Source organism: Rhodohalobacter mucosus, from assembly GCF_003150675.1.
Classification (GTDB): domain Bacteria; phylum Bacteroidota; class Rhodothermia; order Balneolales; family Balneolaceae; genus Rhodohalobacter; species Rhodohalobacter mucosus.
This window is the reverse complement of the sequence record NZ_QGGB01000006.1, coordinates 198,127-220,811: the sequence shown is the minus strand read 5'-3', so window position 1 is coordinate 220,811 and position 22,685 is coordinate 198,127. Positions and strand designations below refer to the sequence as shown.

The 22,685-nt window shown below is 48.1% G+C and carries 20 protein-coding genes; 4 read left to right on the top strand and 16 right to left on the bottom strand.

The genetic code is table 11. From position 1 onward, the window contains the following. The first annotated feature begins 10 nt into the window (after positions 1-10). The 3 genes from DDZ15_RS08695 (at position 11) to DDZ15_RS08685 (ending at position 2,960) form a co-directional block, all read left to right on the top strand. Positions 11-1,015: a glycosyltransferase gene (locus DDZ15_RS08695; protein WP_109646698.1), complete on the top strand. Its 1,005-nt coding sequence runs from the start codon at positions 11-13 to the stop codon at positions 1,013-1,015. A gap of 327 nt (positions 1,016-1,342) precedes the next feature. Further along, positions 1,343-2,080 carry an SDR family NAD(P)-dependent oxidoreductase gene (locus DDZ15_RS08690; RefSeq protein ID WP_109646697.1) on the top strand — a complete coding sequence of 246 codons (738 nt, stop codon included), beginning with the start codon at positions 1,343-1,345 and terminating at the stop codon, positions 2,078-2,080. 82 nt (positions 2,081-2,162) lie between these two features. Next, positions 2,163-2,960, top strand: coding sequence for a dienelactone hydrolase family protein (locus DDZ15_RS08685; RefSeq protein WP_109646857.1), 798 nt, complete (start codon positions 2,163-2,165; stop codon positions 2,958-2,960). Positions 2,961-3,237: 277 nt separating this feature from the next. Here the strand turns inward: DDZ15_RS08685 and DDZ15_RS08680 are convergent, their stop codons facing one another. From DDZ15_RS08680 to DDZ15_RS08635, 10 genes are all read right to left on the bottom strand, one after another. After that, the gene (locus tag DDZ15_RS08680; RefSeq protein ID WP_109646696.1) at positions 3,238-4,734 is read right to left on the bottom strand and encodes an asparagine--tRNA ligase; all 1,497 of its coding nucleotides are present in this window, start codon (positions 4,732-4,734) and stop codon (positions 3,238-3,240) included. A gap of 60 nt (positions 4,735-4,794) precedes the next feature. Beyond that, positions 4,795-6,051, bottom strand: coding sequence for a M16 family metallopeptidase (locus tag DDZ15_RS08675; protein ID WP_242978958.1), 1,257 nt, complete (start codon positions 6,049-6,051; stop codon positions 4,795-4,797). 120 nt (positions 6,052-6,171) lie between these two features. After that, the gene (pnp, locus tag DDZ15_RS08670) at positions 6,172-8,289 is read right to left on the bottom strand and encodes a polyribonucleotide nucleotidyltransferase (protein WP_109646695.1); all 2,118 of its coding nucleotides are present in this window, start codon (positions 8,287-8,289) and stop codon (positions 6,172-6,174) included. Between the two features lie 141 nt (positions 8,290-8,430). Then, entirely contained in the window at positions 8,431-8,700 is a 270-nt protein-coding gene (gene rpsO / locus DDZ15_RS08665) for a 30S ribosomal protein S15 (protein ID WP_109646694.1), read from the bottom strand. Between the two features lie 50 nt (positions 8,701-8,750). Beyond that, positions 8,751-9,713, bottom strand: coding sequence for a bifunctional riboflavin kinase/FAD synthetase (locus DDZ15_RS08660; RefSeq protein ID WP_109646693.1), 963 nt, complete (start codon positions 9,711-9,713; stop codon positions 8,751-8,753). A 20-nt stretch (positions 9,714-9,733) separates the two neighbouring features. Then, on the bottom strand, positions 9,734-10,480 hold the full coding sequence (gene truB, locus DDZ15_RS08655; RefSeq protein ID WP_109646692.1) for a tRNA pseudouridine(55) synthase TruB: 747 nt from the start codon (positions 10,478-10,480) through the stop codon (positions 9,734-9,736). Between the two features lie 3 nt (positions 10,481-10,483). Next, positions 10,484-10,876: a 30S ribosome-binding factor RbfA gene (gene rbfA, locus DDZ15_RS08650; RefSeq protein WP_109646691.1), complete on the bottom strand. Its 393-nt coding sequence runs from the start codon at positions 10,874-10,876 to the stop codon at positions 10,484-10,486. Positions 10,877-10,962: 86 nt separating this feature from the next. After that, a complete protein-coding gene (infB, locus tag DDZ15_RS08645; protein ID WP_109646690.1) occupies positions 10,963-13,791 on the bottom strand; it encodes a translation initiation factor IF-2 in 2,829 nt (942 codons plus the stop codon). A gap of 60 nt (positions 13,792-13,851) precedes the next feature. Continuing rightward, positions 13,852-15,111, bottom strand: a complete 1,260-nt coding sequence (gene nusA, locus DDZ15_RS08640) for a transcription termination factor NusA (RefSeq protein ID WP_109646689.1) — start codon at positions 15,109-15,111, stop codon at positions 13,852-13,854. Between the two features lie 41 nt (positions 15,112-15,152). Further along, positions 15,153-15,614: a ribosome maturation factor RimP gene (locus DDZ15_RS08635; protein WP_109646688.1), complete on the bottom strand. Its 462-nt coding sequence runs from the start codon at positions 15,612-15,614 to the stop codon at positions 15,153-15,155. Positions 15,615-15,847: 233 nt separating this feature from the next. On the opposite strand from DDZ15_RS08635, the gene DDZ15_RS08630 reads away from it, so the two are divergent. After that, a complete protein-coding gene (locus tag DDZ15_RS08630; protein ID WP_109646687.1) occupies positions 15,848-16,369 on the top strand; it encodes a DUF192 domain-containing protein in 522 nt (173 codons plus the stop codon). Positions 16,370-16,381: 12 nt separating this feature from the next. Here DDZ15_RS08630 and fbp read toward each other — a convergent pair whose 3' ends face one another. From fbp to rnz, 6 genes are all read right to left on the bottom strand, one after another. Beyond that, entirely contained in the window at positions 16,382-17,407 is a 1,026-nt protein-coding gene (gene fbp, locus DDZ15_RS08625) for a class 1 fructose-bisphosphatase (protein WP_109646686.1), read from the bottom strand. A gap of 152 nt (positions 17,408-17,559) precedes the next feature. Continuing rightward, positions 17,560-18,165, bottom strand: coding sequence for a dephospho-CoA kinase (coaE, locus tag DDZ15_RS08620; protein ID WP_109646685.1), 606 nt, complete (start codon positions 18,163-18,165; stop codon positions 17,560-17,562). Further along, positions 18,162-19,293 (bottom strand): peptide chain release factor 2 gene (gene prfB / locus DDZ15_RS08615; RefSeq protein WP_199222921.1). Its coding sequence is split into 2 segments (ribosomal slippage): positions 18,162-19,223 and positions 19,225-19,293, totalling 1,131 coding nucleotides; the frame shifts between segments, so codons are not numbered across the junction. Before prfB ends, coaE begins: the two co-directional genes overlap by 4 nt. A 17-nt stretch (positions 19,294-19,310) precedes the next feature. Further along, positions 19,311-19,562: a hypothetical protein gene (locus DDZ15_RS08610; RefSeq protein ID WP_109646683.1), complete on the bottom strand. Its 252-nt coding sequence runs from the start codon at positions 19,560-19,562 to the stop codon at positions 19,311-19,313. A gap of 69 nt (positions 19,563-19,631) precedes the next feature. After that, the gene (locus tag DDZ15_RS08605) at positions 19,632-21,407 is read right to left on the bottom strand and encodes an ABC transporter ATP-binding protein (RefSeq protein ID WP_109646682.1); all 1,776 of its coding nucleotides are present in this window, start codon (positions 21,405-21,407) and stop codon (positions 19,632-19,634) included. 14 nt (positions 21,408-21,421) lie between these two features. Further along, positions 21,422-22,681 carry a ribonuclease Z gene (gene rnz / locus DDZ15_RS08600; RefSeq protein WP_109646681.1) on the bottom strand — a complete coding sequence of 420 codons (1,260 nt, stop codon included), beginning with the start codon at positions 22,679-22,681 and terminating at the stop codon, positions 21,422-21,424. Positions 22,682-22,685: the final 4 nt, after the last annotated feature.

Below are 22,685 nucleotides of genomic sequence, written 5' to 3'. Positions count from 1 at the left end.
CAACAGCGGCATGCCAATCGAAACCACACTTGAAGATCTCTATTCCGAAGTTATGGGTGGCGTTGATGACCCGCTATCTGTAATCGTTGCGCCACAGGTCCGGTTTGCCTACAAAAAATCCGATTATCTCTACCTTACGTACAATCAGTTATTCAAGTCGGAAAAATACAGGGTACAAAGCCTGTCGGGCTGGAAACATATCAAACTGATCGTTGCCGCCAGAAAAAAGTCAAACACACTACTGCATTACCACTGGCTGGAATGTACCGGAATTCTCAATCTGCCTGTTTATCTCTATAAACTGTTCTGTATTATGGTTTTTGTTTGGTCTGGAGGCAAACTGGTATGGACAATACACAACAAAATGCCGCCCGATGGAAAGTTGTTCCGATTCAACTACCTTGCGCGGCGATGGATGGCGCGTGCATCCGAGTTGCTGCACGTACAGTGCAAATCGGTGATACCCGAACTGAGCCGCTTCTACGGGGTGGAAGAAAGCAAATTCAGAATGATACCGCATCCCGTCTATCCGCGCTCTCTCTATCCGCGGGCTGCTGCAGTGGAAGCAATCAATTTGCGCTATGATGCCAATCTGAAGATACAGGACAGGCTTTTTCTGATGATCGGCCATTTGAGTCCGTATAAGAGAATCGGAACTGTTTGCAGAATCTTCAATGATTTACCGGTACAGAAAAAACTGATCATTGCGGGGCCCGTAAAGCGCGGTCAGATGAAGTATTTTAAGCGTCTTCGGAGGCTGGTCAGAAATTCCGATAACATCCTGTTGATTCCCCAGTTTATAAGTGAGGAGAACGTTCCTGAGTTTATGAATGCCTGTGATTACGTTGTTTTCAATTACAGGAGCATTTTCACATCAGGGGGAGTTTTTTTGGCAAAAAGCTATAATAAACGCATTATTCTGCCTGACGATCTTTGTGCCAGGGAGTTCAAGGATGAGAATATGTTTTTCTTCCGCACAAAAAAGGAGCTCAAAGAACTTCTTGAAAACTCATAAGCCGGACAAGATTTTGCATATTTTTCCTATGAATTGAAAACATCAAAACCTGCTCTCTGAATAAGCAATTGAATCGAATAAGTACCAATTTCCTGGTGGTGGCTTATTCAGGGACTATGCGTTTACCTAATTCAATTAATTATGTTTTGGCATTCATTTCAAAACCTCATGCCCCCTCCCGCCTCACGAAGGTACTCCTCTCAAGGGGAGACTCACATTGCCTTCATTCATTTAACGGAGGGACACACTACATAAAGCTCGTATGCGGAACTGACAAGCAGGGATTATGGATTTCCAAACAAGCATCTTCAAATAAATAATCTTTCAATGAAATCAACCGTAATTGTAACCGGTGCTGCAAATGGAATCGGAAAAGCCATAGCAACCGCCTACGCAGAAGCGGGCTGGAATACCGTGTTAGCTGATATTGATGCCGCTCACGGTTCTTCCTGTGCATCCGGGCTGACTGATGCAGGATACTCTGCCAAATTTATGCAATGCGACGTATCCGTTCCCGATGATCTGAAAGTACTGGTTCGGGAAACAGCTGATCTGTATGGTGGCATTCACGCGCTCATCAACAATGCAGGTGTTTCTGAATTTGAGTCCCCCCTGGAGCTGACGGTCGAAAACTGGGACCGGATACTGAACACAAATCTGCGAAGCTGCTTTCTGCTTTCAAGAGAGGCCGCACCGCTTATGAAAGGCAGGCACGGAGCATCGATCATTAATATTGCCTCGACGCGCGCTATAATGTCCGAGAAAAATTCGGAGGCCTATGCGGCTTCAAAAGGCGGAATTGTGGCACTGACCCACGCCCTGGCTCTCTCTCTTTCCGATTTGGGTATACGGGTAAACTGTATCAGTCCCGGGTGGATAAAGACCGGAGAATACGCTACCCTCAGGGATATCGATCATGAACAGCATCCGAGCGGAAGAGTTGGCAGACCCTCGGACATTGCAAGGGCCTGCCTGTTTTTGACAGACCCGGAAAATGACTTTATTACCGGAGAGAACCTGGTTATTGACGGCGGGATGACCCGCAAAATGATTTATGAACACTAACGCTGATAAACCACGTAGTTTAGAACAAGTGTGCTTTGCCATTCAGATGGCATGGCCGCTACAGCCAAATTCATCTCACTTTATGAAAACACTCATCATTTCACTCTACCTGATCTTTACCGCTCAATCCCTCTCAGCTCAGGATTTTGCCCTTAATCAGCTCGAAAATTCCCCCCGTCATCATGAATGGGTAACCCTTCAATCCGGTGACCGGGACCTGTACAATTTTATTGCTTATCCGGAAGTGAGCGGACCGGCCCCGGTCATCATTGTGATTCATGAAAACCGGGGGCTTACCGACTGGGTACGGAGTTTTGCCGACCAGGCTGCAGCAGCAGGATATATTGCTATAGCACCTGATCTTCTTTCCGGATTCAGCGAGGAGTATCCGAGAACTTCGGATTACCCATCATCAGATGCTGCCAGGGATGCCCTCTATAAACTGGCACCGGATCAGATCACTGAAGACCTCCATGCTGTATATGATTACGTATCAGGACTGGAAGCAGCAGGCGAAACCGTTGTTGTTGCCGGATTTTGCTGGGGCGGGTCTCAAACATTCCGATTTGCAACCAACAGCAGCCAGATCGATGCAGCGATGGTATTTTATGGATCGGCACCAACCGAAGAAAGTGCGATTCAGAGAATAGAAGCACCCGTTTACGGCTTTTACGGTGAAAACGATGCACGCATCAATTCCGGAATACCCGCAGTTGAAGAGCTCATGCAGCGAAACGGGAAAACGTATGAATATGAAATCTATGAGGGCGCAGGCCACGCCTATATGCGATCAGGCGACGATCCTGAAGGCCCTGAAGCCAACAAAGCCGCCCGCAACGCCTCCTGGGAACGCCTCAAACAGATCATGAGTAGTTTATAGAAAAGTTTTCACCGCCCCGAAGCCTCGGGGCGAAGGCCGCGGAGGAAAAGTATAGAAGAGGCTTCAGATGATTTCTTTATATTTTGAAGAGTCAGTGTTAGCCACGGAAGAACACTCTACAGGTGAATAATTCGACTGCTAAAGATTAATACGTTTCATCACAGGATTGGTGCCTAAAAACCCATTTATTTTACGGCTCCTATTCCTGTTAAAGTCCCCCACATAACACCCTCTGCGGCCTTCGCGCCTCTGCGGTGAACCTATCTTTAGTGAATCTCTAAGGCCGCAGGCGCCCCATCATTCTCGGGAAGGGGATCGTCTCTCTTACATGCGTCAGGCCGCACAGCCAGGCGACGGTTCGTTCCAATCCCAGGCCGAAACCGGAATGGGGAACTGTGCCGTATCGGCGGAGGTCAAGATACCAGCTGAACACTTCCTCGGGCAGGTCGTGCTCTTTGAGTCTGGAAAGAAGAACATCCAGATCATCCTCACGCTGGCTTCCTCCAATAATTTCGCCATAGCCTTCGGGTGCAAGCACATCAAGAGCCAATGCAAGTTGATCGTCTTCAGGGTCCCTCTTCATATAAAAAGCCTTCACCTCTGCCGGGTACCGATGAACCATAACCGGTGTGTCGAACTGCATTGTAAGCACCGTTTCATCGCTTCCGCCAAAATCACTTCCCCACTCAAATTCAGCTGCTGATTTTTTCCAGACCGGAATGTTTCTGAGATCTTCTTCAATCTGATCGATCCTCGCGTGAATCTCTTTTATTCGCTGGTCAATCTGTGCTTTTCTCCACTTTTTAGCGGAACCATGCTCTTTCCGTATCTCCTCCTCCTCTTTTCTGATCTCATTGACTTCCTCTTTACGGCTGTTCTCCATCTCATCGAGCAGACCTGTTGTCTTCTCACTCTTCAGGATTTCAACCGCTTCCGTATAGGATATACGCTTAAACGGTTCATCCACCGCTTTTTGAAGGCTGGTTGTATCTCTCTCCAGGATCTCAAGTTCCGCGGATTTCTCCTCCAGAATAGCACCAATAACAAATTTCAGCATTTTCTCTGCGAGGTCCATGTTCATCTTAAGGTCGTAAAACGCCATCTCGGGCTCGATCATCCAGAATTCGGTGAGATGCCGCCGGGTTTTGCTTTTCTCGGCACGGAATGTGGGCCCGAACGTGTAAATTTTGCCGTGAGCCATCGCCATGGCTTCACCGTAAAGCTGACCTGACTGCGTCAGATACGCTTTCTCCTCAAAGTACTCGGTCTCAAACAGGTTTGTCGTTCCTTCTGCGGCATTGCCGGTAAAAATGGGTGCATCCATCTGGATAAATCCTTCCTTCTGAAAAAACCGGTGAATGGCAAACTGAATAGCATTTCGAACCTGCATGGCCGCCCACTGACGTCGGCTTCGGAGCCACAGGTGCCGATTCTCCATAAGAAATTCCACTCCGTGTTCTTTGGGCGTTATCGGGTAGTTATCAGCCACCTGAATCACTTTAACGCCGCTTGCGTGAAGCTCATACCCCCCAATACTCCGGTCGTCTTTCACCACGTTGCCTGTAATTTCGACCGAACTCTCCTGTTTCAGTGTTCCCGCCTCTTCAAAGACCTCTTCACCCACCTCATCGAGGGAGACAATACACTGGCAAATTCCCGTACCGTCACGGAGTTCTATAAAATGAATTGCCTTGCTGCTCCGGCTGTTATAGACCCAGCCTTTCAGTGTTACCGTTTCATTTTCGTAATTGGAAAGTTGATTGATGTAGGTCATTGGGTAGTGAGTAGTGTGTATCCGGTACCGGTTTTTAATTTCGTGCTTCCGCGGTTTTCGCTATTTCGAATCAGGAAGCAGCAGCGTTTCTGAGTACATTTCCGCATCGAAAAATTCTGCGGAGAATGACGTCAATTCATCCGCCGTCACGGCGTCAATGTTTTCAACAAGCTCATCGAGCGTCACAAAGCGGTTAAAATAGAGTTCACTTTTTGCAAGGCGGGTCATGCGGTTGCTGGTGTTCTCCTGTGAAAGCAGTAGCTTTCCCTTCAACTGTGCTTTTGCTTCACTCAGCTCTTTTTCTTCCACTTTTTCGTTTTGCAGCCGTTCAAATTCGACACCGATCAGTTCACGAACATGATCCACGTACGATTTGTCGGTTCCCACATAAATCCCGAATAAACCGGAATCGGTATATGACTGATTGAATGTGCCGATTGCGTAGCAGTAGCCATACTTTTCGCGGATATTTTGATGCAGCCGGGAGCTCATTCCACCGCCCAAAACCGTATTAGCAAGCAGCAAAAGATATTTATCCGGGTGGTCGTAATTGAGTGCCCTTCTCCCCATTACCATATGGGTTTGCTCAATCGCTTTCGTTACTTCCTGGCTGTGCGGTGTGTATGGCGTAAGAGGCTGCTCGTGAGTTTCCGTTGGTTCGGCCTGATTCAGGTCAAGTTTCTGCTCTACCAGTTCAATAACCTCATCGTGATCCACATGGCCTGCAACGGCAACCAGCAGGTTATCCGGCCGGTATCGCTCAGCCATGTAGTTGAACAGGTCCTGCCTTGTAAAGGAAGACACGGTTTCTTCAAACCCGATTATGGGACGTCCGATCGGATGGTTGTCGAAGACGCGACTGCTGAATAGCTCAAAAACGTAGTCATCCGGACTATCTTTATACATCTTCATCTCCTCAAGAACCACTTTTTTCTCTTTTTCAAGCTCCTCTTCCGGAAATACCGAGTTCCTGACCATATCGCTCAACACGTCCAGCGCGCTGTTGAGCTGCGTGTCGAGACAGCGGGCAAAATAGCACGTGTACTCTGTGGAAGTAAATGCATTGAGGTAGCCGCCAACCGATTCCATGCTTTGTGCAATATCATAAGCAGAACGGTGTTCAGTACCCTTAAAGAGCATGTGTTCAAGGAAATGGGTAACGCCCGCAAGATCATTCGACTCATTGCGGCTTCCTGTTTTCACCCAGATCCCGGCTGATACGCTTTTTACGCTATCAATGCGTTCAGTGACGATTTTCAGACCGTTCGGAAGAACTGTTTTTTGTACCTGTGCAAGTGATTCCGTGTTTTGCATCATTATAGTCTTGAGTCTTGAGTAGTGAGAAGGTGGTGATGTGGGAGGAGTCTTTAAAAAAAAAGCGCCCCCCGTTAATGAGGGCGCTAATTTAAGAAACTTTCTGAAAAACAGCCTCCTATACTAGCCTTTCTCAGGCTCGGGAAGGAGTGCTTTTCTGGAGAGACGGAGTTTGCCGCCGTGCTCTACCTTGAGCAGTTTCACCTCGATTTCGTCGCCTACGCTCAGAACGTCTTCAACTTTCTTAACGTGACCGTGTTCAAGCTCGGAGATGTGAAGAAGTCCCTCTTTGCCGGGTACAATCTCAACAAATGCTCCGTACTCTTTAATGGCCTTCACAGTGCCCTTGTAGGTTGCCCCTTCGTCGAGCTGACCCGCAATGGCCTGAATACGTTTCTTGGCGTTTTCAGCTTTATCCAGGCTGTCGGCAGATATGGTGATCTGACCTTTACCCTGCTCATCCTCTTCGATCCAGATTTCGGTATCTGTCTCTTTCTGGAGAGTCTGAATTACTTTACCGCCCGGGCCGATCACCGCGCCAATGCTGTCGCCGTCAATCGTCATACGCAGAAACTGGGGTGCATATTTAGAAAGCGATTCACGCGAAGCGGAGATGGTTTCCGCCATTTTTTCCAGGATGTGCATCCTTCCGCTGTGAGCCTGTTCAAGGGCTTTTTCAATAATCTCGAAGCTGATTCCCTGAACTTTCATGTCCATTTGGGTTGCCGTGATACCATCGGAGGTACCTGCAGTTTTGAAGTCCATATCGCCCATGAAATCTTCCTCTCCCTGGATGTCGGATAGCACCACCGTGTTATTCTCACCCACGATCATTCCCATGGCGATACCGGCAACCGGCTTGGGAAGCGGAACTCCCGCATCCATAAGGGCCATGGAACCACCGCAAACGGATGCCATTGAGGAGGATCCGTTGGATTCGGTAATGTCGGAACGAACGCGCACCACATATCCGAACTCTTCAAAATCGGGAAGAACCATCTTAAGGGCTCGTTCTGCAAGATGGCCGTGTCCGATCTCCCTTCGTCCTGGTCCCCGCATAAATCCTGCTTCACCCACGCAGTACGGCGGAAAATTGTAATGAAGCATGAATGTCTGCTCTTTCTCATAAAAGAGGGTATCCACGCTTTGCGCATCCCGTTTGGTTCCCAGAGCCACTGAAATCAATGCCTGTGTCTCCCCGCGAGAGAAGATTGCGGAACCGTGAGCACGAGGCAGATAACCCACCTGCGTCCAGATATCCCGGATATCTTCAGGATTTCGTCCGTCAATACGCTTTTTGTCCTCAAGGATCATGTTCCGCACAGTCTTTTTAACCAGATTTCCGAATATATCGGATATCTCGCCGCCTGCGTCTTCGTACTGCTCTTCAGCTGTAATGGACTCCTTGATTTCTGTTTTAAGCTCCTTCAGTTTACCGCTAAACTCATACTTACTGAGCCCCATACCCACAATGTCCCTGAGCCGGTCGCCTACAAGATCGGCTACTCTGTTCTCCAGTTCCGTATGCGGTTCGGCAGGCTCGAATTCGCGTTTTTCAACGCCAAACTCTTTTCTGAGCTCTTCCTGGAATTCACAAAGTTTCACGATCGACTTATGTCCGGTTTTGATGGCTTCGAGCATCTCTTTTTCGCTGATTTCGCTCATTTCGCCCTCAATCATGATCACGCTGGAGGCGGTACCGGCAACAATCATGTCCATATCGCTCTCCTTAAGCTCATCGATGGTGGGATTGATAATGAACTCGCCGTCAATTCGTCCAACCCTTACCTGCGACATCGGGCCGGCATAGGGGATGTCAGAAATGTGAATGGCTGCAGAAGCTCCGAAAGCACCAAGCACATCCGCTTCATTTTGTCCGTCGGATGAAAATACCTGACATATCACCTGCGTATCGTTGTAGTAGCCATCCGGAAAAAGGGGGCGCAAACTTCTGTCAATAAGACGGCTTGAAAGGGTCTCATTGTCCGACGGGCGTCCCTCACGTTTCAGAAAACCGCCCGGAAACTTACCGGCAGCTGTAAAGCTTTCCCTGAGATCAACCACAAGCGGAAAAAAGTCCTGTCCGGGTTTTGCCTCTTTGGCGCTAACAACCGTGCAAAGCACCATCGTGTCGCCCATTCGTACCATTACTGCACCGTCGGCCAGTTTAGCCAGTCGTCCGGTTTCAACGGATATCGTTTTACCGGGCGCAAATTCTACACTTTTAAAATCTTCCTTCATAGTTATTGTCTGTTCATTTTATCTTTCGTCGACTATCCTTTTAGTAAAGCAGATCAAACAAATACCGGATAAGAATATATAAGCGGGTATTTGAGGATATGAAAAAGGCACGCAAATTATGCGTGCCTCAGGGAAATGCTTTTATTTACGAATACCCAGCTCTTTAATAAGCTCACGGTATTTCAAAATATCGTTGTCACTCAGGTAGTTCAGTAATCTTCTTCGTTTACCCACCATTTTGAGAAGGCCGCGGCGGGAAGAGTGATCTTTTTTATTTTCATTAAGATGCGAGGTAAGGTCGTTAATCCGCGCAGTAAGAATAGCGATCTGTGCTTCAACGGAACCGCTGTTCCCGGCTTTGCCGCCGTGCTTTTCAATAATTTCTTCTTTTTGTTCTTTCGTTATGCTCATTGGTTGTTTGTCATCGTTTTAAAAAACTCTTATATCATCAAAAAATACGCTTAATTCCTTTGTTTTGCAATATCCGGGCGTTGCTTATTTAACAGATTCCGTATCCGATTCTGATCCCTTTCCAGCTGTCCGATCAGCTCTTCCACACCATCGAAAGAGCGTTCATCCCTGACCCGGTCAACAAACTGAATCTGAACCTCCATCCCGTACATTTCTCTGTCGAAATCAAAAATGTGCACTTCAAGGGTTTCTTTTTCACCATCAAAGGTGGGCCGCACCCCGATATTCATCATACCCCCATAGTGAATGCCACCAACGCGCACCCACACCGCATATACTCCTTTCCTGGGGATAATCTTCCGCGGATGTTCAGGTAAGATATTGGCCGTTGGAAAACCGATTTCCTTTCCTCTCTTATCGCCGTGAACCACACGACCGTTCAGGATATAGTTGCGCTCCAGAAAACTGGCGGCAAGCCTCATATTCCCCTCTTCCTGAATCGCCTTTCGGATGGCGGAACTGCTAACCGTTTTGTCGCCCACTTCCTGCCGCGACACCACATGAGCATTAAACCCGAGTTCCTTTCCCAGCCGTCTCACCGTCTCGATGGTTCCTTCACGGTTTCGTCCGAATTGATGATCGTAACCGATCACAAACTCCGATACCCCTATTTTTTCCCAGATAATATCCCGAACAAACTCTTCGGATGTGAGAAGTGAGAAATCGCGGTCGAACGGAATCACCACCATTTCATCAACGCCCAGATCGGAAAGCAGCTCGCTTCGCTCTTTGAGTGTGCTGAGCAGTTTGATGCCTGCACTTCCCGGGTTAATGATATCACGGGGATGGGGATCGAAGGTTACAATTACGCTGCGGGCGCCGCGCTTTTCAGCTTTCTGCAGCACGGTGTTGATAAGCACTTTATGGCCCGCATGCACACCATCGAACGTACCGACTGTTAGAACGGTATTGGGATCTTTTTGTACGTCGTTCAGATAGACAATTTTTGACACTTCGGGCAGCCTGTTTGCTGTTAATTTTTCAGGTTGTGCATAAAGGTATCAAATTCTTCCGGCAAAAAAGCATGATCTGCACTGAAGGAGCCCGTACGTGTTCTTCTGAGTGCGGTAAGAACCGCGCGGCTGCCCAGAAAAAGCCCAAGGTCATGTGCCAGCGACCGGATATAGGTACCCTTGCCGCATTGAATCTGGAGCTCTATATCGGGCAGATCGATGTTCAGAATATCTATACTGTGAATCTCTACGTTCCTGGGTTCAGGCTGTACATCAACGCCCTTTCGTGCCAGTTTATACAGTCTCTGTCCCTTTACCTTAATGGCAGAGTAAACCGGTGGAACCTGTGAAATCACTCCTGTAAATTCGTTCTGAAGGGCTTCGGAAATCTTAGATTCGTTGATATGTTTCCATTCCGCATGTTCGTCCGGTTCCGTGGCCATATCAAAACTTGGCGTTGAATATCCGAAACGTATAGTGGCCCGATAGGTTTTTTGCAGATCCTGAAACTGTGATATGGTTTTGGTTGCCCTGCCCGTACATAGAATAAGCAATCCGGTAGCCAGCGGATCAAGTGTTCCGGCATGACCCACTTTTTTTGGCGGGATCCGGTTTCTCACATATTTCACAAGCTGAAAACTGCTCCAGTCCAGAGGTTTGTCCATCAAAACCGCCGCGCCCTCGCTGAATACAGCGGAATCAACAGACACAGAAGAACGCGTATCAATAACCGGCAATTCTGAAAGAGGGATCACCTTTCTGGCCATACGTTACCGGGAGCTTTGCTGATCTGAATCCTCATCAGTATCACTATCTGAACGCGACGCTTTTGCTTTGTTAAAGAGATGCTCCATCCGGTTTACATATTCTGCCGTATCATCCTCATAAAAGAGAAGTTCAGGTATTCTTCGAACCTGATTTTTTATCCTGGATGCAAGCTCAAACCGGATTTCATCCTGACTGTTGTCGATTTGCTGGTAGATCGGCCCTTCATCCCTTCCCGGCGCAAAGATACTCAGGTATACTTTTGCTATGGACAGATCGTCCGTCATTTTCACCCTTGTAACGGTTATAAAAGAACCGGAGGGCTGATAATTTCTCTGAAGGATTTCTCCCAGGTCTTTCTGTATTACGGAACCAAGTCTCTCTGTACGGATACTCATTGCGGGGTCATAAACTTGTGAAAGATTAGAATTTCAGGCATAGGCGCCGGCTGTTATTATCTACAACGCAGCGCTTTCTGTCGCTGTTACCGTGCGTCTTCCAGCTTCCTTTTCTCCTCGGTTACTGCATAGCTTTCGAACTCGTCGCCCACTTTAATGTCATTGAAATTGACAATACTTATACCGCACTCGTAGCCCGACTGCACCTCTTTCACATCCTCCTTGAAGCGTTTCAGTGAGTCAATTTCGCCGTCGTATATCACAACACCGTCTCTGATAACGCGGATCGGGTTGTTCCGGCTGACTTTGCCTTCCGTTACGTAACAACCTGCAATTGTACCAACTTTCGAGATTTTGAATACTTCCCGTACGGTTGCCATCCCTTTCATCTCTTCCTTGATTTCAGGGCTCAGCAGTCCTTCAAGAGCGTCGTGTACTTCGTCGACGGCGTCATAAATTACGCTGAAGAGGCGGATATCAATACTTTCAGCTTCAGCCAGCTTGCGCGCATTCGATGTAGGCCGCACCTGGAAACCGATGATAATGGCATCGGAGGCGGAAGCCAGAAGCACATCAGATTCGGTGATGGCGCCGGATCCGGTATGAATTATATTTACCGAAACCTCTTCCGTACTCAGTTTCTGAAGAGCACCGGAGAGAGCTTCAATTGATCCGTCCACATCGGCTTTAATGATAATGTTGAGCTCAGAAACTTCACCGAGCGCCATACGTCTGGAGAGATCATCCAGTGTAAGGTGTTTCACGCGGCGCAGCGACTGCTCCCTGCGAATCTGCTGTCTTTGATTGGCAATATCCTTGGCTGTTTTCTCATCCTTGGGCACGATTAGCCTATCGCCGGCCTGCGGTGAGTTGTCGAAACCTGTAAGCTGCACGGGCGTGGATGGGCCGGCTTTTTTCAGCCTCTGGCCATGCTCGTTTTCCATTGCCCTTACACGGCCGAAAACAGATCCTGCCACAAAGGGGTCTCCCACTTCCAATGTTCCGTTCTGAACCAGCACATTGGCAACGGTTCCCTTGCCTTTATCCACGCGTGATTCAAGTACAATACCCTGCGCAAGTCGATTGGGATTGGCCTGCAGCTCCATCAGTTCCGCTTCAATCAGCACCTTGTCAAGGAGCTCATCAATTCCCTGCCCTGTGTGGGCGGAGACCTCAGCAGACTGAGCCTCACCACCGTATTCTTCAACGATAACGCCGTGCTCTGAGAGCTGCTGTTTGATTTTATCCGGGTTGGCTCCTTCCTTATCCATCTTGTTGATGGCAACCACTATGGATACACCGGCTGCCTTGGCGTGATTAATTGCCTCAATAGTCTGTGGCATCACGGAATCATCGGCGGCAATAACAAGAATAACAATATCGGTAGCCTGAGCGCCCCGGCTTCGCATGGCTGTAAACGCTTCGTGACCCGGCGTATCCAGAAACGTAATCGGTTTTCCGGATTCGGTTTTAACCTCGTAGGCACCCACGTGCTGTGTAATACCGCCGGCCTCTCCAGCTGCCACTTTTGTTTTTCGTATATAATCGAGCAGTGATGTCTTACCGTGATCAACGTGACCCATTACGGTAATAATAGGAGCACGCGGTTCGAGATCTTCCGGATCGTCCTCCTCCATCTCGATTTCATCTTCAATAATTTCTTCGGCGTCTACAAAATTCACTTCGTAATTGTACTCCTCGGCAACAAGCTCAATTGTGGATGCATCAAGACGCTGATTAATAGACACCATCATACCGAGTGACATACAGGTGGTAATCACATCGGTTGGTTTTACGTCGAGCAGGTCGGCAAGATCGCTTACCGTAATAAATTCAGTTACTTCAAGAACTTCATTTTCAAGTTCTTCCATCTCCTGCTGCATTGCAAGCTCTTCTTCCCTCTCCTCTTTGCGCTGCCGTCGGCGCTTCTGGCGCTTGCTGCCCACGGTTCCGCCGCTCTGCATTTTCTGCATGGTTTCACGCATTTTCTTCTCTACGTCTTCCTCATCGACGCGTGATGAACGCTTGCCTTTCTTCTTGCCTGCTTTCTTGGACGGTTTCTTATCCTTTGATTTGTCGGATGCTTTCGCTTTTGGCTTTTTGGCACCTGCCGACTCATCATCAGCCTCAACGCGATCTTTTTTACGTTTCCTGGTTTTGCGCTTTTTACGGTTTTCACGCGAAAACTCAACCTTACCAAGCACCTTGGTCCCGGAAAGTTTACCGGCACGCCCGCGGATGATGGACTCTTCGTCTTCCTCGGAATCTACTTCATCCTCAGTCTCATCCTCAACTTCATCTTCCTCGTCTTCAGCTTCGTCTTCTTCATCCTCTTCTTCCTCTTCATCCAGCTCTTCGGCCTCATCCCCGGCCTCATGCTCTTCAGCGTCCTCATCCTCAGTATCCTCAACCTCAGTCTCAGTCTCTTTCTCGGATACGGCTTCCTCCGGCTCTTCTTTTTGCGGCGTTTCCGCAACCTCCTCTTCTGCGGCGGTTTTTTTGGTTTCCGGGGCTTCTTCCGGTTCTTCGACCTCAGCTTTTTCAGCCTCCTCTTCGGGCTCCTCGATAGGTTCCAGCTCGGGACTCAGAACGTCTTCAGGCTCTTCATCAACCGGTTCGAGGTCTTCATCAATCGGCTCTAAAAAGGTGTCGATCGTAACGCTTTCATTACGGCTCGACATAATCTGGTTACGACGGCTCTCATATTCTTCCCGGGCACGCTCGTGCTCCATGCTTTTCTCTTTGTCATCACCGTACACCCCTTCCAGCACATCGTACATCTCGGATGTAATCTTGGAATTGGGCCGGTTTGCAACATCGAATCCATTATCGCTAAGCGTGTCTACGATAGACTGTGTAGCTACATTGAATTCTGATGCAACCTTAAAGAGTTTTTTCGGTTTTTGATCCGTCATATAAGTGTTAACGTCGGTAATAAATTAAATCAGGTAAATCGGGGAGGCTGAAAGTTACAATCAATCTTCCTCGTCCTCAAATTCATATGCAATAATATCGATGATCCGTTCGGCTTCTTCTTTTGTGATTTTACCTTCTGTACGCCGTACGATCTCATCTTCGTCCAGTTCAAGAACAGCCCGGGCACTGTCACAGCCGATTTCGCGCAGAAGCTCAATGGTTTCCAGTCCAAAATCGACTTCAAATTCAGCCAGATCGATATCGTCCTCTTCTTCAACCTCTCTGAACACATCAATTTCGCAGTCAACGAGCTTGGAAGCGAGCCGTATATTCACTCCGCCTTTTCCGATCGCTTTGGATACTTCATCAGCGGGAACCAATACGCTTGCACGGCTGCCATCTTCGCTCATTTCCACTTTCAGTACCTGAGCCGGCTGCAGTGCACGTTTAATAAACTCTACTTTATCCGGGCTGTAGTTGATTACATCAATATTTTCATTCTGAAGCTCCCGGACCACTGCATGAATTCGGATCCCTTTCATTCCCACACAGGCTCCAACGGGGTCCACACGCTCATCGTATGATACAACCGCCACTTTTGATCGGTCGCCAGGTTCCCTTGCAATCCTTTTCAGCTCGATAATACCATCGAATACTTCCGGTATTTCATTCTCAAACAGGCGTTCCAGGAAAAGCGGCGACGTACGGGAAATAATTACCGTCGGGTTACCGCCCACGCGGCGAACTTCCGTTACGACAGCCCGTATGGTATCACCTTTTCGGTAACGGTCTTTGTAAATCTGTTCGTTTTTGGGAAGAAGAAGCTCAACTCCGTTGTGGTTTACAAGAATATCTTTATTGGGGCGAACCTGATATACATCACCCAGAACAATCTCACCAACGCGATCGGAATAATCTTCAAATATATTGTCTTTTTCAATCTCACGGATTCTCTGCGCAAGCTGCTGGCGGGCCATTGTAACGGCTCGCCGGCCGAAATCCGCAATAGAAATCTCCTGTGCGAATTCGTCATACAGTTCCAGGTCCGGGTCATGCTTCTGTGCCTCTTCCAGTGAAATTTCAGTTACCGGATCGGTCAACTCATCAGCGGGAACAACCTCGCGAATGTGGAGAATTTGAATTTCACCCCGGTCGGCATTGAGGATGACTTCAAAAGCCTCATCCGACTCATACTTTTTCCGGATCATTGTTCTGAAAACATCTTCAAGAATGGATAAAAGCAGATCCTTATCGATTCCCTTGTCTTTCGCGATCTCTGCGAAAGACTGAATAATCATTTTTGAAATATCGTTTTGCATCAGAATTAACCTGTTTAAGCCCGTCTACCGGCTGTGTTGAATTAAATTTTCGGAATTACTTTGGTCTCTACAACGTCGGAGAAACCAATTTTTATATGTGAACCGTCGTCCGCAATCACGTCAAATGATGTACCGTTGACTACATGAGTCAATTCACCCTCCACGGTGAGATAATCATCACCCGACTTGTACTTCACTTTAACCCTGCGCCCACTGTTTTTCAAATATTGCCGCGAATCAGACAGCGGTCTGGCCAGGCCGGGCGAAGATACATTCAGTCTGTACGCGCTGTTGATCAGATTTTCCTCCTCAAGAAGAAAAGCAAGTTCACGACTTATTCTGGAGCACGTATCCACATTTACGCCACCTGATTCAGAGTCAACCAGAATCCATATTTCTTTTGTCGATGCAGGCTTTACCTCCACATCAACAAGAAACATATCTTCTTGCTCCACAACGGGTTTTGCAATTTCTTTAAGTTGTTCTGTAAGCTGATCAGACATCAGACGCCGGTGTATAAGTACAAAAAAAAGTGAGGGCCTCCCGGCGCTCACTTCAAGATTATTAAGATACCCTAAAGAGAGGAAAATAACAACTTTTCACCGCATCATGAATCCCGTATAACTGTCGTTCAGGGTTTGGCCCTCCCTTCACCTGCAGACTTTTAAAGCAGTGTAAAGGGTTCTTCTCTTCCATTTCTTTGATTATCTTCCGTAAAAACCTATCACATATTGCAATGTCTCATCCACAATCTATGATTACATTCAGGAATGCACTCACAGCCACCCTGTTCATCTCCCTGTTTCTCTCCGGCTGCGGATCGGGCGGTGACCGGGATGACTCAGCTGATATATCAGAACAGGTCGGCAGAACGCTCGACTATACGGCAAGCGTTAACTTTATCGACAGCGATGGGAATACCATTTCAACCGTTCAGGTAGCCGTTGCGGACGATAATGACAGCAGAAGTGAAGGATTGATGGATGTTTATGACCTGCCGCCCGACGCGGGTATGCTGTTTATTTTTGAGGACGAGAGTCCCCGCAGTTTCTGGATGGCCAATACACCTCTTTCTCTCGACATTCTATTTGTTAATGCAGATATGGAAATTATCCGGATTCACCGTCAGACGTCGCCTTACTCGCAGGATAATATTTTATCTGACGGGCCTGCGATGTACACCATCGAGGTTAATGCGGGCTATACCCGGGAGCATGACATTATGGAGGGAATGCGCGTCAGCTTCGACGGCATCTGAACAAACAGAGATTCAGCCTACAGTCTCTTCTTCATATTTTTCCAGGAACGACCTTGCCATTTTCACATTCTCGGGAGACCCAATATAGATTGGCACCCTCTGGTGAATAGCTTCAGGACGAATGTCCATGATACGGTTTTTTCCGTCGATGGCGGTGCCGCCCGCCTGTTCCATAATAAAGCTGAGGGGATTACACTCATACATCAGCCTCAATTTACCATTGGGATAGCGGCTGCTTGACGGATAGATGAAGATACCGCCTTTTACCAGTGTCCGGTGAATGTCGGCAACCATCGAACCGATATAGCGTGCGGTGTAGGGTCTGCCGGTCTCCGGATCGTCTTCCTGGCAATATTTGATATATTTTTTAAGCCCCTGCGACCATGAGTTATAGCTTCCCTCATTGATACTGTAAATGGTTCCCTTTTCGGGAATTTTGAATCCGCTGTTCGACAGAACAAACTCTCCGATGCTTGGGTCGAGTGTAAAACAGCTTACACCCAAACCGGTGGTGTAGGCCAGTATCGTACTTGAACCATAGAGAACGTAACCTGCAGCCACTTGTCGGCTGCCGGGCTGCAGCGAGTCTTCTTCCACCAGGTTCTGATCGTATCGGGGTTGCCGCATGTAGATCGAAAAAATACTTCCAACGGATACGTTAACATCGATATTTGACGAGCCGTCGAGCGGGTCGAGGTATACGATATACTTTCCGCCTTCACTGTTAAGCCGTACAATGCCGTCGTTCTCCTCAGATATCACCATACAGGTAATCAGCGAACGGTCGAGCGCTGAGATCAGCTGCTGGTCTGCAAAGATATCCAACCTTTTAACTGATTCACCGTGAACATTTGTTGAACCGTGAACGCCCAGGATATTGGTAATACCCGCCTTGTTCACCTCTCTTGAAATTATTTTGGCAGCAAGGCCAATATCCCTCAACAACTGAGAGAGTTCACCCGTAGCTCCGGGAAATTTGTTCTGCGACTGAATGATGTATTCATCCAGCGTTACCAGTTTTTTAGACTTGATTTCCATCGCGATCCCTTTTTTCTCTTTATTTGCGGAAGTCTTTGCGCTGCCATGCAGATGATTAATATCACTCCTGCATATGCTTTATACGCATCTTCACCTTCGTACCGAGAGGCTTCCGGCAGCAGACATCGTACCAATACTGCAAGAATATACAATCACTCCCGATCGTATTCCTTTAAAATATCCTTATATAATTTGCGTGCTTTATCACGTAACTCTTTCTCCGTGCCTCTGTTTTCAATCACGATATCCACGAGATGCGTCAGTGAGCTGAAATCCGGCTGGTTTTCCATTCGGGAGATCACCTCCTCCCCGGATGTCTTATCTCTTGAAGCCACCCTCTCAATCTGTTTTTCACGCGGCAGGGTTACCAGAACAATAACATCGAATCCTTCCGGGCGACCCCGGTTCAGCAGCAGCGCCGCTTCCTCAACCACCATCTGTTCACCCTCTTTTTCCGCTTGTTCGCAGATCGACATGAATTCTGCAGCCACTGCGGGGTGCACAATTTTATTAAGCTCTTCCACCCTGTTATGGGTAAAAGCTTCCTTTATAAGATGAGGTTTATTCAGAGATCCGTCTTCCCTGAAGGTGTCGCTGCCAAAGGCATGCACGAGCTTTTTTTTCACCGAAGGGTCGGAAACCATAAGTTTCTTAGCAAGATCGTCTGCATAAACCACCCTGGCACCCATTTTTTCCCACTCCTTGCAGAGCGTGGTTTTGCCGGTACCAATCCCTCCCGTCACACCAGCGCGTATCATGCGGATGCTTCTGTGCTGCTGCTGCCGGCAAGCAGATATTCCTTCATGAAATCATCCAGGTCGCCGTCCATGACTCCCTGAACGTCACCGGTTTCAAAATTGGTCCGGTGATCTTTCACCATGTTGTAGGGGTGAAATACATACGACCTGATCTGCGATCCCCATTCGTTGCTGCTCTTGGAATCTTCAAGCTTTTGGCGCTCGCGTTCTTTTATATTTTTCTCCAGCTCGTAGATTTTGGATTTCAGCATCACCATTGCTTTCTCCCGGTTCTGCAGCTGCGACCTTTCCTGCTGACACTCGGCAACCACGCGCTCTTCCGTTCCGTCACTTAGTTTTCCGGTCCAGATAAGGCGAACGCCGGTTTCTACTTTATTCACGTTCTGCCCGCCGGCACCGCTTGAGTGAAAACGCTGAAGTTCCACGTCCGACTCATTAATATCCACTTCGATTGTATCGTCGATGATAGGAGATACAAATACGGAGCTGAATGATGTATGCCTGCGCGAGTTGCTGTCGAACGGAGAAATTCTGACCAGGCGGTGCACTCCGCTTTCCGATTTCAGGTATCCGTAGGCATTTGGCCCGCTAACTTCGATGGTGGCGCTTTTCAGGCCGGCAACGTCTCCGTCCTGGTATTCAACAACCGAAACCTTGTAGCCTTTCTTTTCTGCCCACCGCGTGTACATCCGGAAGAGCATTTCAGCCCAGTCCTGACTTTCCGTACCGCCGGCCCCCGGATTAAATGTAACGATGGCGTCGCGGTGGTCGTCCACATCGCTGAGCATATTCTGAAGCTCAAGGTCCTCCAGTTTATTCCTGAATATCGAGATCTCTTTCTGCAGATCTTCCTGAACATCTTCTCCTTCGTCCAGAAACTCTTTAAAAACCCGGATACTTTCCCGGAGTTCGTCAAGCTTGTCCCAGCTTTCAACCAGGCTCTTTTCGTGATCCAGCTCACGCATAATGCGCTGCGCTTTTTCAGGGTCGTTCCAGAATTCAGGATCTTGAGTGAGTTCCTGGAGCTCTATTACGCGTACTTTTCTTTTGTCGTAGTCAAAGATACCTCCTAAGCGTATCCAGCCGCTCGAAAAGGGATTCAAGTTTATCCAGGTTAAGTTGCTCCATGTATGTTCTGCCGTATTTTATTTGTTCAATAGTGTTGCCAGTATTACCCCTGCAATCAGGCCGCCCGCAAGCGCTACACCCAATCCGGTTTCGGGATTTTTCTTTACATATTTCCTGGCGCTTTTATACTCTTTTCTGATATCCCTGGTAATTTTATCGCGCTCTTTACTCAGCTTTTTAACCATATCATCATACGCATCGTTAAGCGCTTCTTTCTCCTTTTTGATTGCTTCTCTAAGCTCTTTTTCAGTTGTTTTTATATCGGCCATAATGTTCACCTCTGTTTGATTATTCTATTTCTGTAACTTCACCTTTTCTGAGATTCAAATCAAGGCATTTCAGGCTGTTAGTGCCTGATCTTTATATTGTAATTCATAAAGCTTTCGATAAATTCCGTCCTGCCGTTCAATAAGCGATTCGTGGGAGCCGGTTTCCCTGATTTCACCCTTATGCATGACCAAAATCCTGTCGGCTCCCCTGATCGTTGAAAGGCGGTGTGCAATCACAACGGAGGTCCTGCCTTCCATCATCCGTTCGCATGCGCGCGATACCAGCTCCTCCGTTTCGGAATCTACGCTGGAGGTAGCCTCGTCGAGCACCAGAATTTCCGGATCGTAGACCATCGCACGCACAAAACAGATGAGCTGCCGCTGCCCCATGGAGAGCGACGCCCCTCTCTCCCTGAGCATGTAGTCGTAACCGCCGGGCAGTTTTTCAATAAATTTATGGCTCTCCACTTCACGGGATGCCTTAATTACCTGTTCTCTGGAAATCTTGCTGTTTCCGAGTGTAATATTTTCCAGTATGGTACCTGAAAAGAGTGCATTGTCCTGAAGCACCAATCCAAAATGAGAACGCAGATCGTTAAGAGAAATTTCCCTGATGTTCGTGCCATCCAGCAGAATTTCCCCTTTCTCAATGTCGTAATATCGCATCAATAAATTTATAATGGTGGTTTTTCCGGCACCTGTTGCACCCACGATTGCCAGCAGCTCACCCGGTTTTGCCTTAAAGGAGACATCTTTCAGGATGAGTTCATCCTCTTTATTGTACCTGAACCAGACGTTGCGAAATTCGATCTCTCCCCTGACGCTTTTCAATGGCCTGGGGTCTGCGGTCTCCTGCACCTGCTTAGGAGTATCCAGCACATCAAAGATCCGCTCGGAGGAGGCCAGTGCAGATTGCAGGGTATTATACTTTTCGGATAGTCCGCGAATGGGATTAAAAAACTGCCGCACATACTGAATAAATGCCAGCAGTACCCCAAATGTTACCTCACCCATCAGCGCCCGCGCACCGCCATACCACACAACCAGCGCCATGGCAATACTTGCGAGCACTTCTACAATGGGCCAGAAAATTGAGAAGTAGAAAATGGTTTTTATGTGAGCTTCCCTGTGATCTGCATTGATCGCCTCAAACCGCTCTTTCTCTTTCTTTTCGCGGTTAAAAAGCTGGACAACCGCCATGCCGTTTATGTGCTCCTGAACAAACGAATTAAGGCGTGCAATCTGGTCTCGCACATTCAGAAAGGCCACCCTCACTTTGCTCTTGAACCAGAACGTGGAATAGAACAAAACGGGGAGAACAAGGACCGATATCACGGTCAGCTCCCAGCTCATTGCGAGCATGAAGTAGAGAATAAAAAAGATGCGAAAAAGATCACCTATCATATTCACGATACCGTCGCTCAGCAGTGAACTGAGGGCTTCAATATCGCTTGTTGTCCGGGTAATGAGCCGGCCGATCGGATTTTTATCGAAAAACTGAACGTGAAGAGACTGTATTTTCTCAAATACTGCGTTTCTGAGCCTGTAAAGTGCTCCCTGACCAAACCAGCGGGTAATGTAGGTGTTGGCTACCAGGATGATGAATTCGCCGATAAGGGCCAGCCCCAGAAGGCCGATAATCCAAATCAGGCCGTCCACGTCACCTTTGGCCATGTAATCGTCTACCGCAACCTGGGTAAGCTTTGGGCGCACCGTTCCCAGAAAGGCTGCGGAAAGCGTGAGCACAATTGCAAGAACGGCCCACCATTTGTATGGCTCAAAAAAGAAATAAAGCCGCCGAATCAAAACTGAATCGACGGCTTTCGTATTATTCTGTTTACTCAAACCCTGCTATGAGATTAGAATCTGTCGAAATCGTCAAACGGTGTTCTGGGTGTGATGTGTTTTGGCGGTCTCGACGATCCGCTGTTGTTGTAATCCTTGTTGCTGTCGCGGCCCGAACTGTTACTGTCTGAGCGGCGTTTTCGCCGTTCCTGGTTATCGTCACGCCGGGGCCTTCTGGGCCGGTCAGACGATCGCCCCCTTGAGGAGGAAGAACCTGAGGATGAGCTTCTGCGTTTTCTAAAGCGTTTCTTATTATCGTCAGACCCTCTGCCTCTGCCGCCCGACCTGCTGCCCTGGCTTTTGCTTTCGTCGATCTCCTTTATATACACCTTCTGCTTTACAATTCCCTTCTCCTGTGCAGGATCGGTGTAAATCGGTCGTAGTTCAGTAGCAAGCCATGCTGGGAAGAATTTCGCCCTGGCTTCTCTCAACAGAACAAAAGGGTTGGTATATCTGGCAGAGAAGTGGCTGATGACGAGCAATTTGGTTTGAGCCTCATTTGCCACCCTTGCAGCATCGATGGATGTGGAGTGACCGGTTTCTGCGGCTTTATCAGCCAGACTTTCACTAAAAGTGGCCTCATGGTACAGAATATTCGTATTCATGGCCAGTTTCACCGAATTCGGACAGTATTTGGTATCTGTAATGTATGCAAAGCTGTCGCCCGGTCGAGGATGACCCACTATCTCATAGGATTTCACGACCGTTCCGTCTTCTACCTCCACGTCTTCACCAGCCTTGAGCGCCTTGAACTGTGCGTCTTCGGTGATGCCCATCTTTTCTGCTTTTTCGGCGTCTACCTTACCCGGTTTGTCTTTCTCCTGAAACCGGTACCCGATACAGAATTTGGTGTGGTTCAGCGGACGTGCTTCCACATAGTATTCGTCCTCATCTACAACACGCTCCGATTCAAACCCCTCATCCACTTCGGTGTAGCGGATGTCAAAATTGAGGTCTACGTTTGCAAATTTGAGGTTCCAATCCACAAATTTTTTGATGCCTTTGGGGCCTGCAATGTGCAACGGCTTGTCGCGTCTTTGCAGCTGAAGGGTTGAAAGAAGGCCGATAAGACCGGAATAGTGGTCTACATCGAAATGAGAAATAAAGATATTTTCGATTTTGGATCGTTTGAGCCCCGCCTGAAGCATTCGCATCTGGGCGTTTTCACCGCAGTCGAATAGATGAATGTCTCCTTCACGCCAGAGCGCAACAGATGATAGGTGTCTTGTTGCTGTTGGTGTTGCCGATGCCACACCGAGTGGTACAATGATCATGGTG

Excerpts from the sequence above, each read along its gene's own strand:
- DDZ15_RS08695 (WP_109646698.1), top strand. The coding sequence starts at position 11 with ATGCCAATCGAAACCACACTTGAAGATCTCTATTCCGAAGTTATGGGT.
- DDZ15_RS08690 (WP_109646697.1), top strand. The coding sequence starts at position 1,343 with ATGAAATCAACCGTAATTGTAACCGGTGCTGCAAATGGAATCGGAAAA.
- DDZ15_RS08685 (WP_109646857.1), top strand. The coding sequence starts at position 2,163 with ATGAAAACACTCATCATTTCACTCTACCTGATCTTTACCGCTCAATCC.
- DDZ15_RS08680 (WP_109646696.1), bottom strand. The coding sequence starts at position 4,734 with ATGACCTACATCAATCAACTTTCCAATTACGAAAATGAAACGGTAACA.
- DDZ15_RS08675 (WP_242978958.1), bottom strand. The coding sequence starts at position 6,051 with ATGATGCAAAACACGGAATCACTTGCACAGGTACAAAAAACAGTTCTT.
- pnp (WP_109646695.1), bottom strand. The coding sequence starts at position 8,289 with ATGAAGGAAGATTTTAAAAGTGTAGAATTTGCGCCCGGTAAAACGATA.
- rpsO (WP_109646694.1), bottom strand. The coding sequence starts at position 8,700 with ATGAGCATAACGAAAGAACAAAAAGAAGAAATTATTGAAAAGCACGGC.
- truB (WP_109646692.1), bottom strand. The coding sequence starts at position 10,480 with ATGGCCAGAAAGGTGATCCCTCTTTCAGAATTGCCGGTTATTGATACG.
- rbfA (WP_109646691.1), bottom strand. The coding sequence starts at position 10,876 with ATGAGTATCCGTACAGAGAGACTTGGTTCCGTAATACAGAAAGACCTG.
- infB (WP_109646690.1), bottom strand. The coding sequence starts at position 13,791 with ATGACGGATCAAAAACCGAAAAAACTCTTTAAGGTTGCATCAGAATTC.
- nusA (WP_109646689.1), bottom strand. The coding sequence starts at position 15,111 with ATGCAAAACGATATTTCAAAAATGATTATTCAGTCTTTCGCAGAGATC.
- DDZ15_RS08635 (WP_109646688.1), bottom strand. The coding sequence starts at position 15,614 with ATGTCTGATCAGCTTACAGAACAACTTAAAGAAATTGCAAAACCCGTT.
- DDZ15_RS08630 (WP_109646687.1), top strand. The coding sequence starts at position 15,848 with ATGTCTCATCCACAATCTATGATTACATTCAGGAATGCACTCACAGCC.
- fbp (WP_109646686.1), bottom strand. The coding sequence starts at position 17,407 with ATGGAAATCAAGTCTAAAAAACTGGTAACGCTGGATGAATACATCATT.
- coaE (WP_109646685.1), bottom strand. The coding sequence starts at position 18,165 with ATGATACGCGCTGGTGTGACGGGAGGGATTGGTACCGGCAAAACCACG.
- DDZ15_RS08610 (WP_109646683.1), bottom strand. The coding sequence starts at position 19,562 with ATGGCCGATATAAAAACAACTGAAAAAGAGCTTAGAGAAGCAATCAAA.
- rnz (WP_109646681.1), bottom strand. The coding sequence starts at position 22,681 with ATGATCATTGTACCACTCGGTGTGGCATCGGCAACACCAACAGCAACA.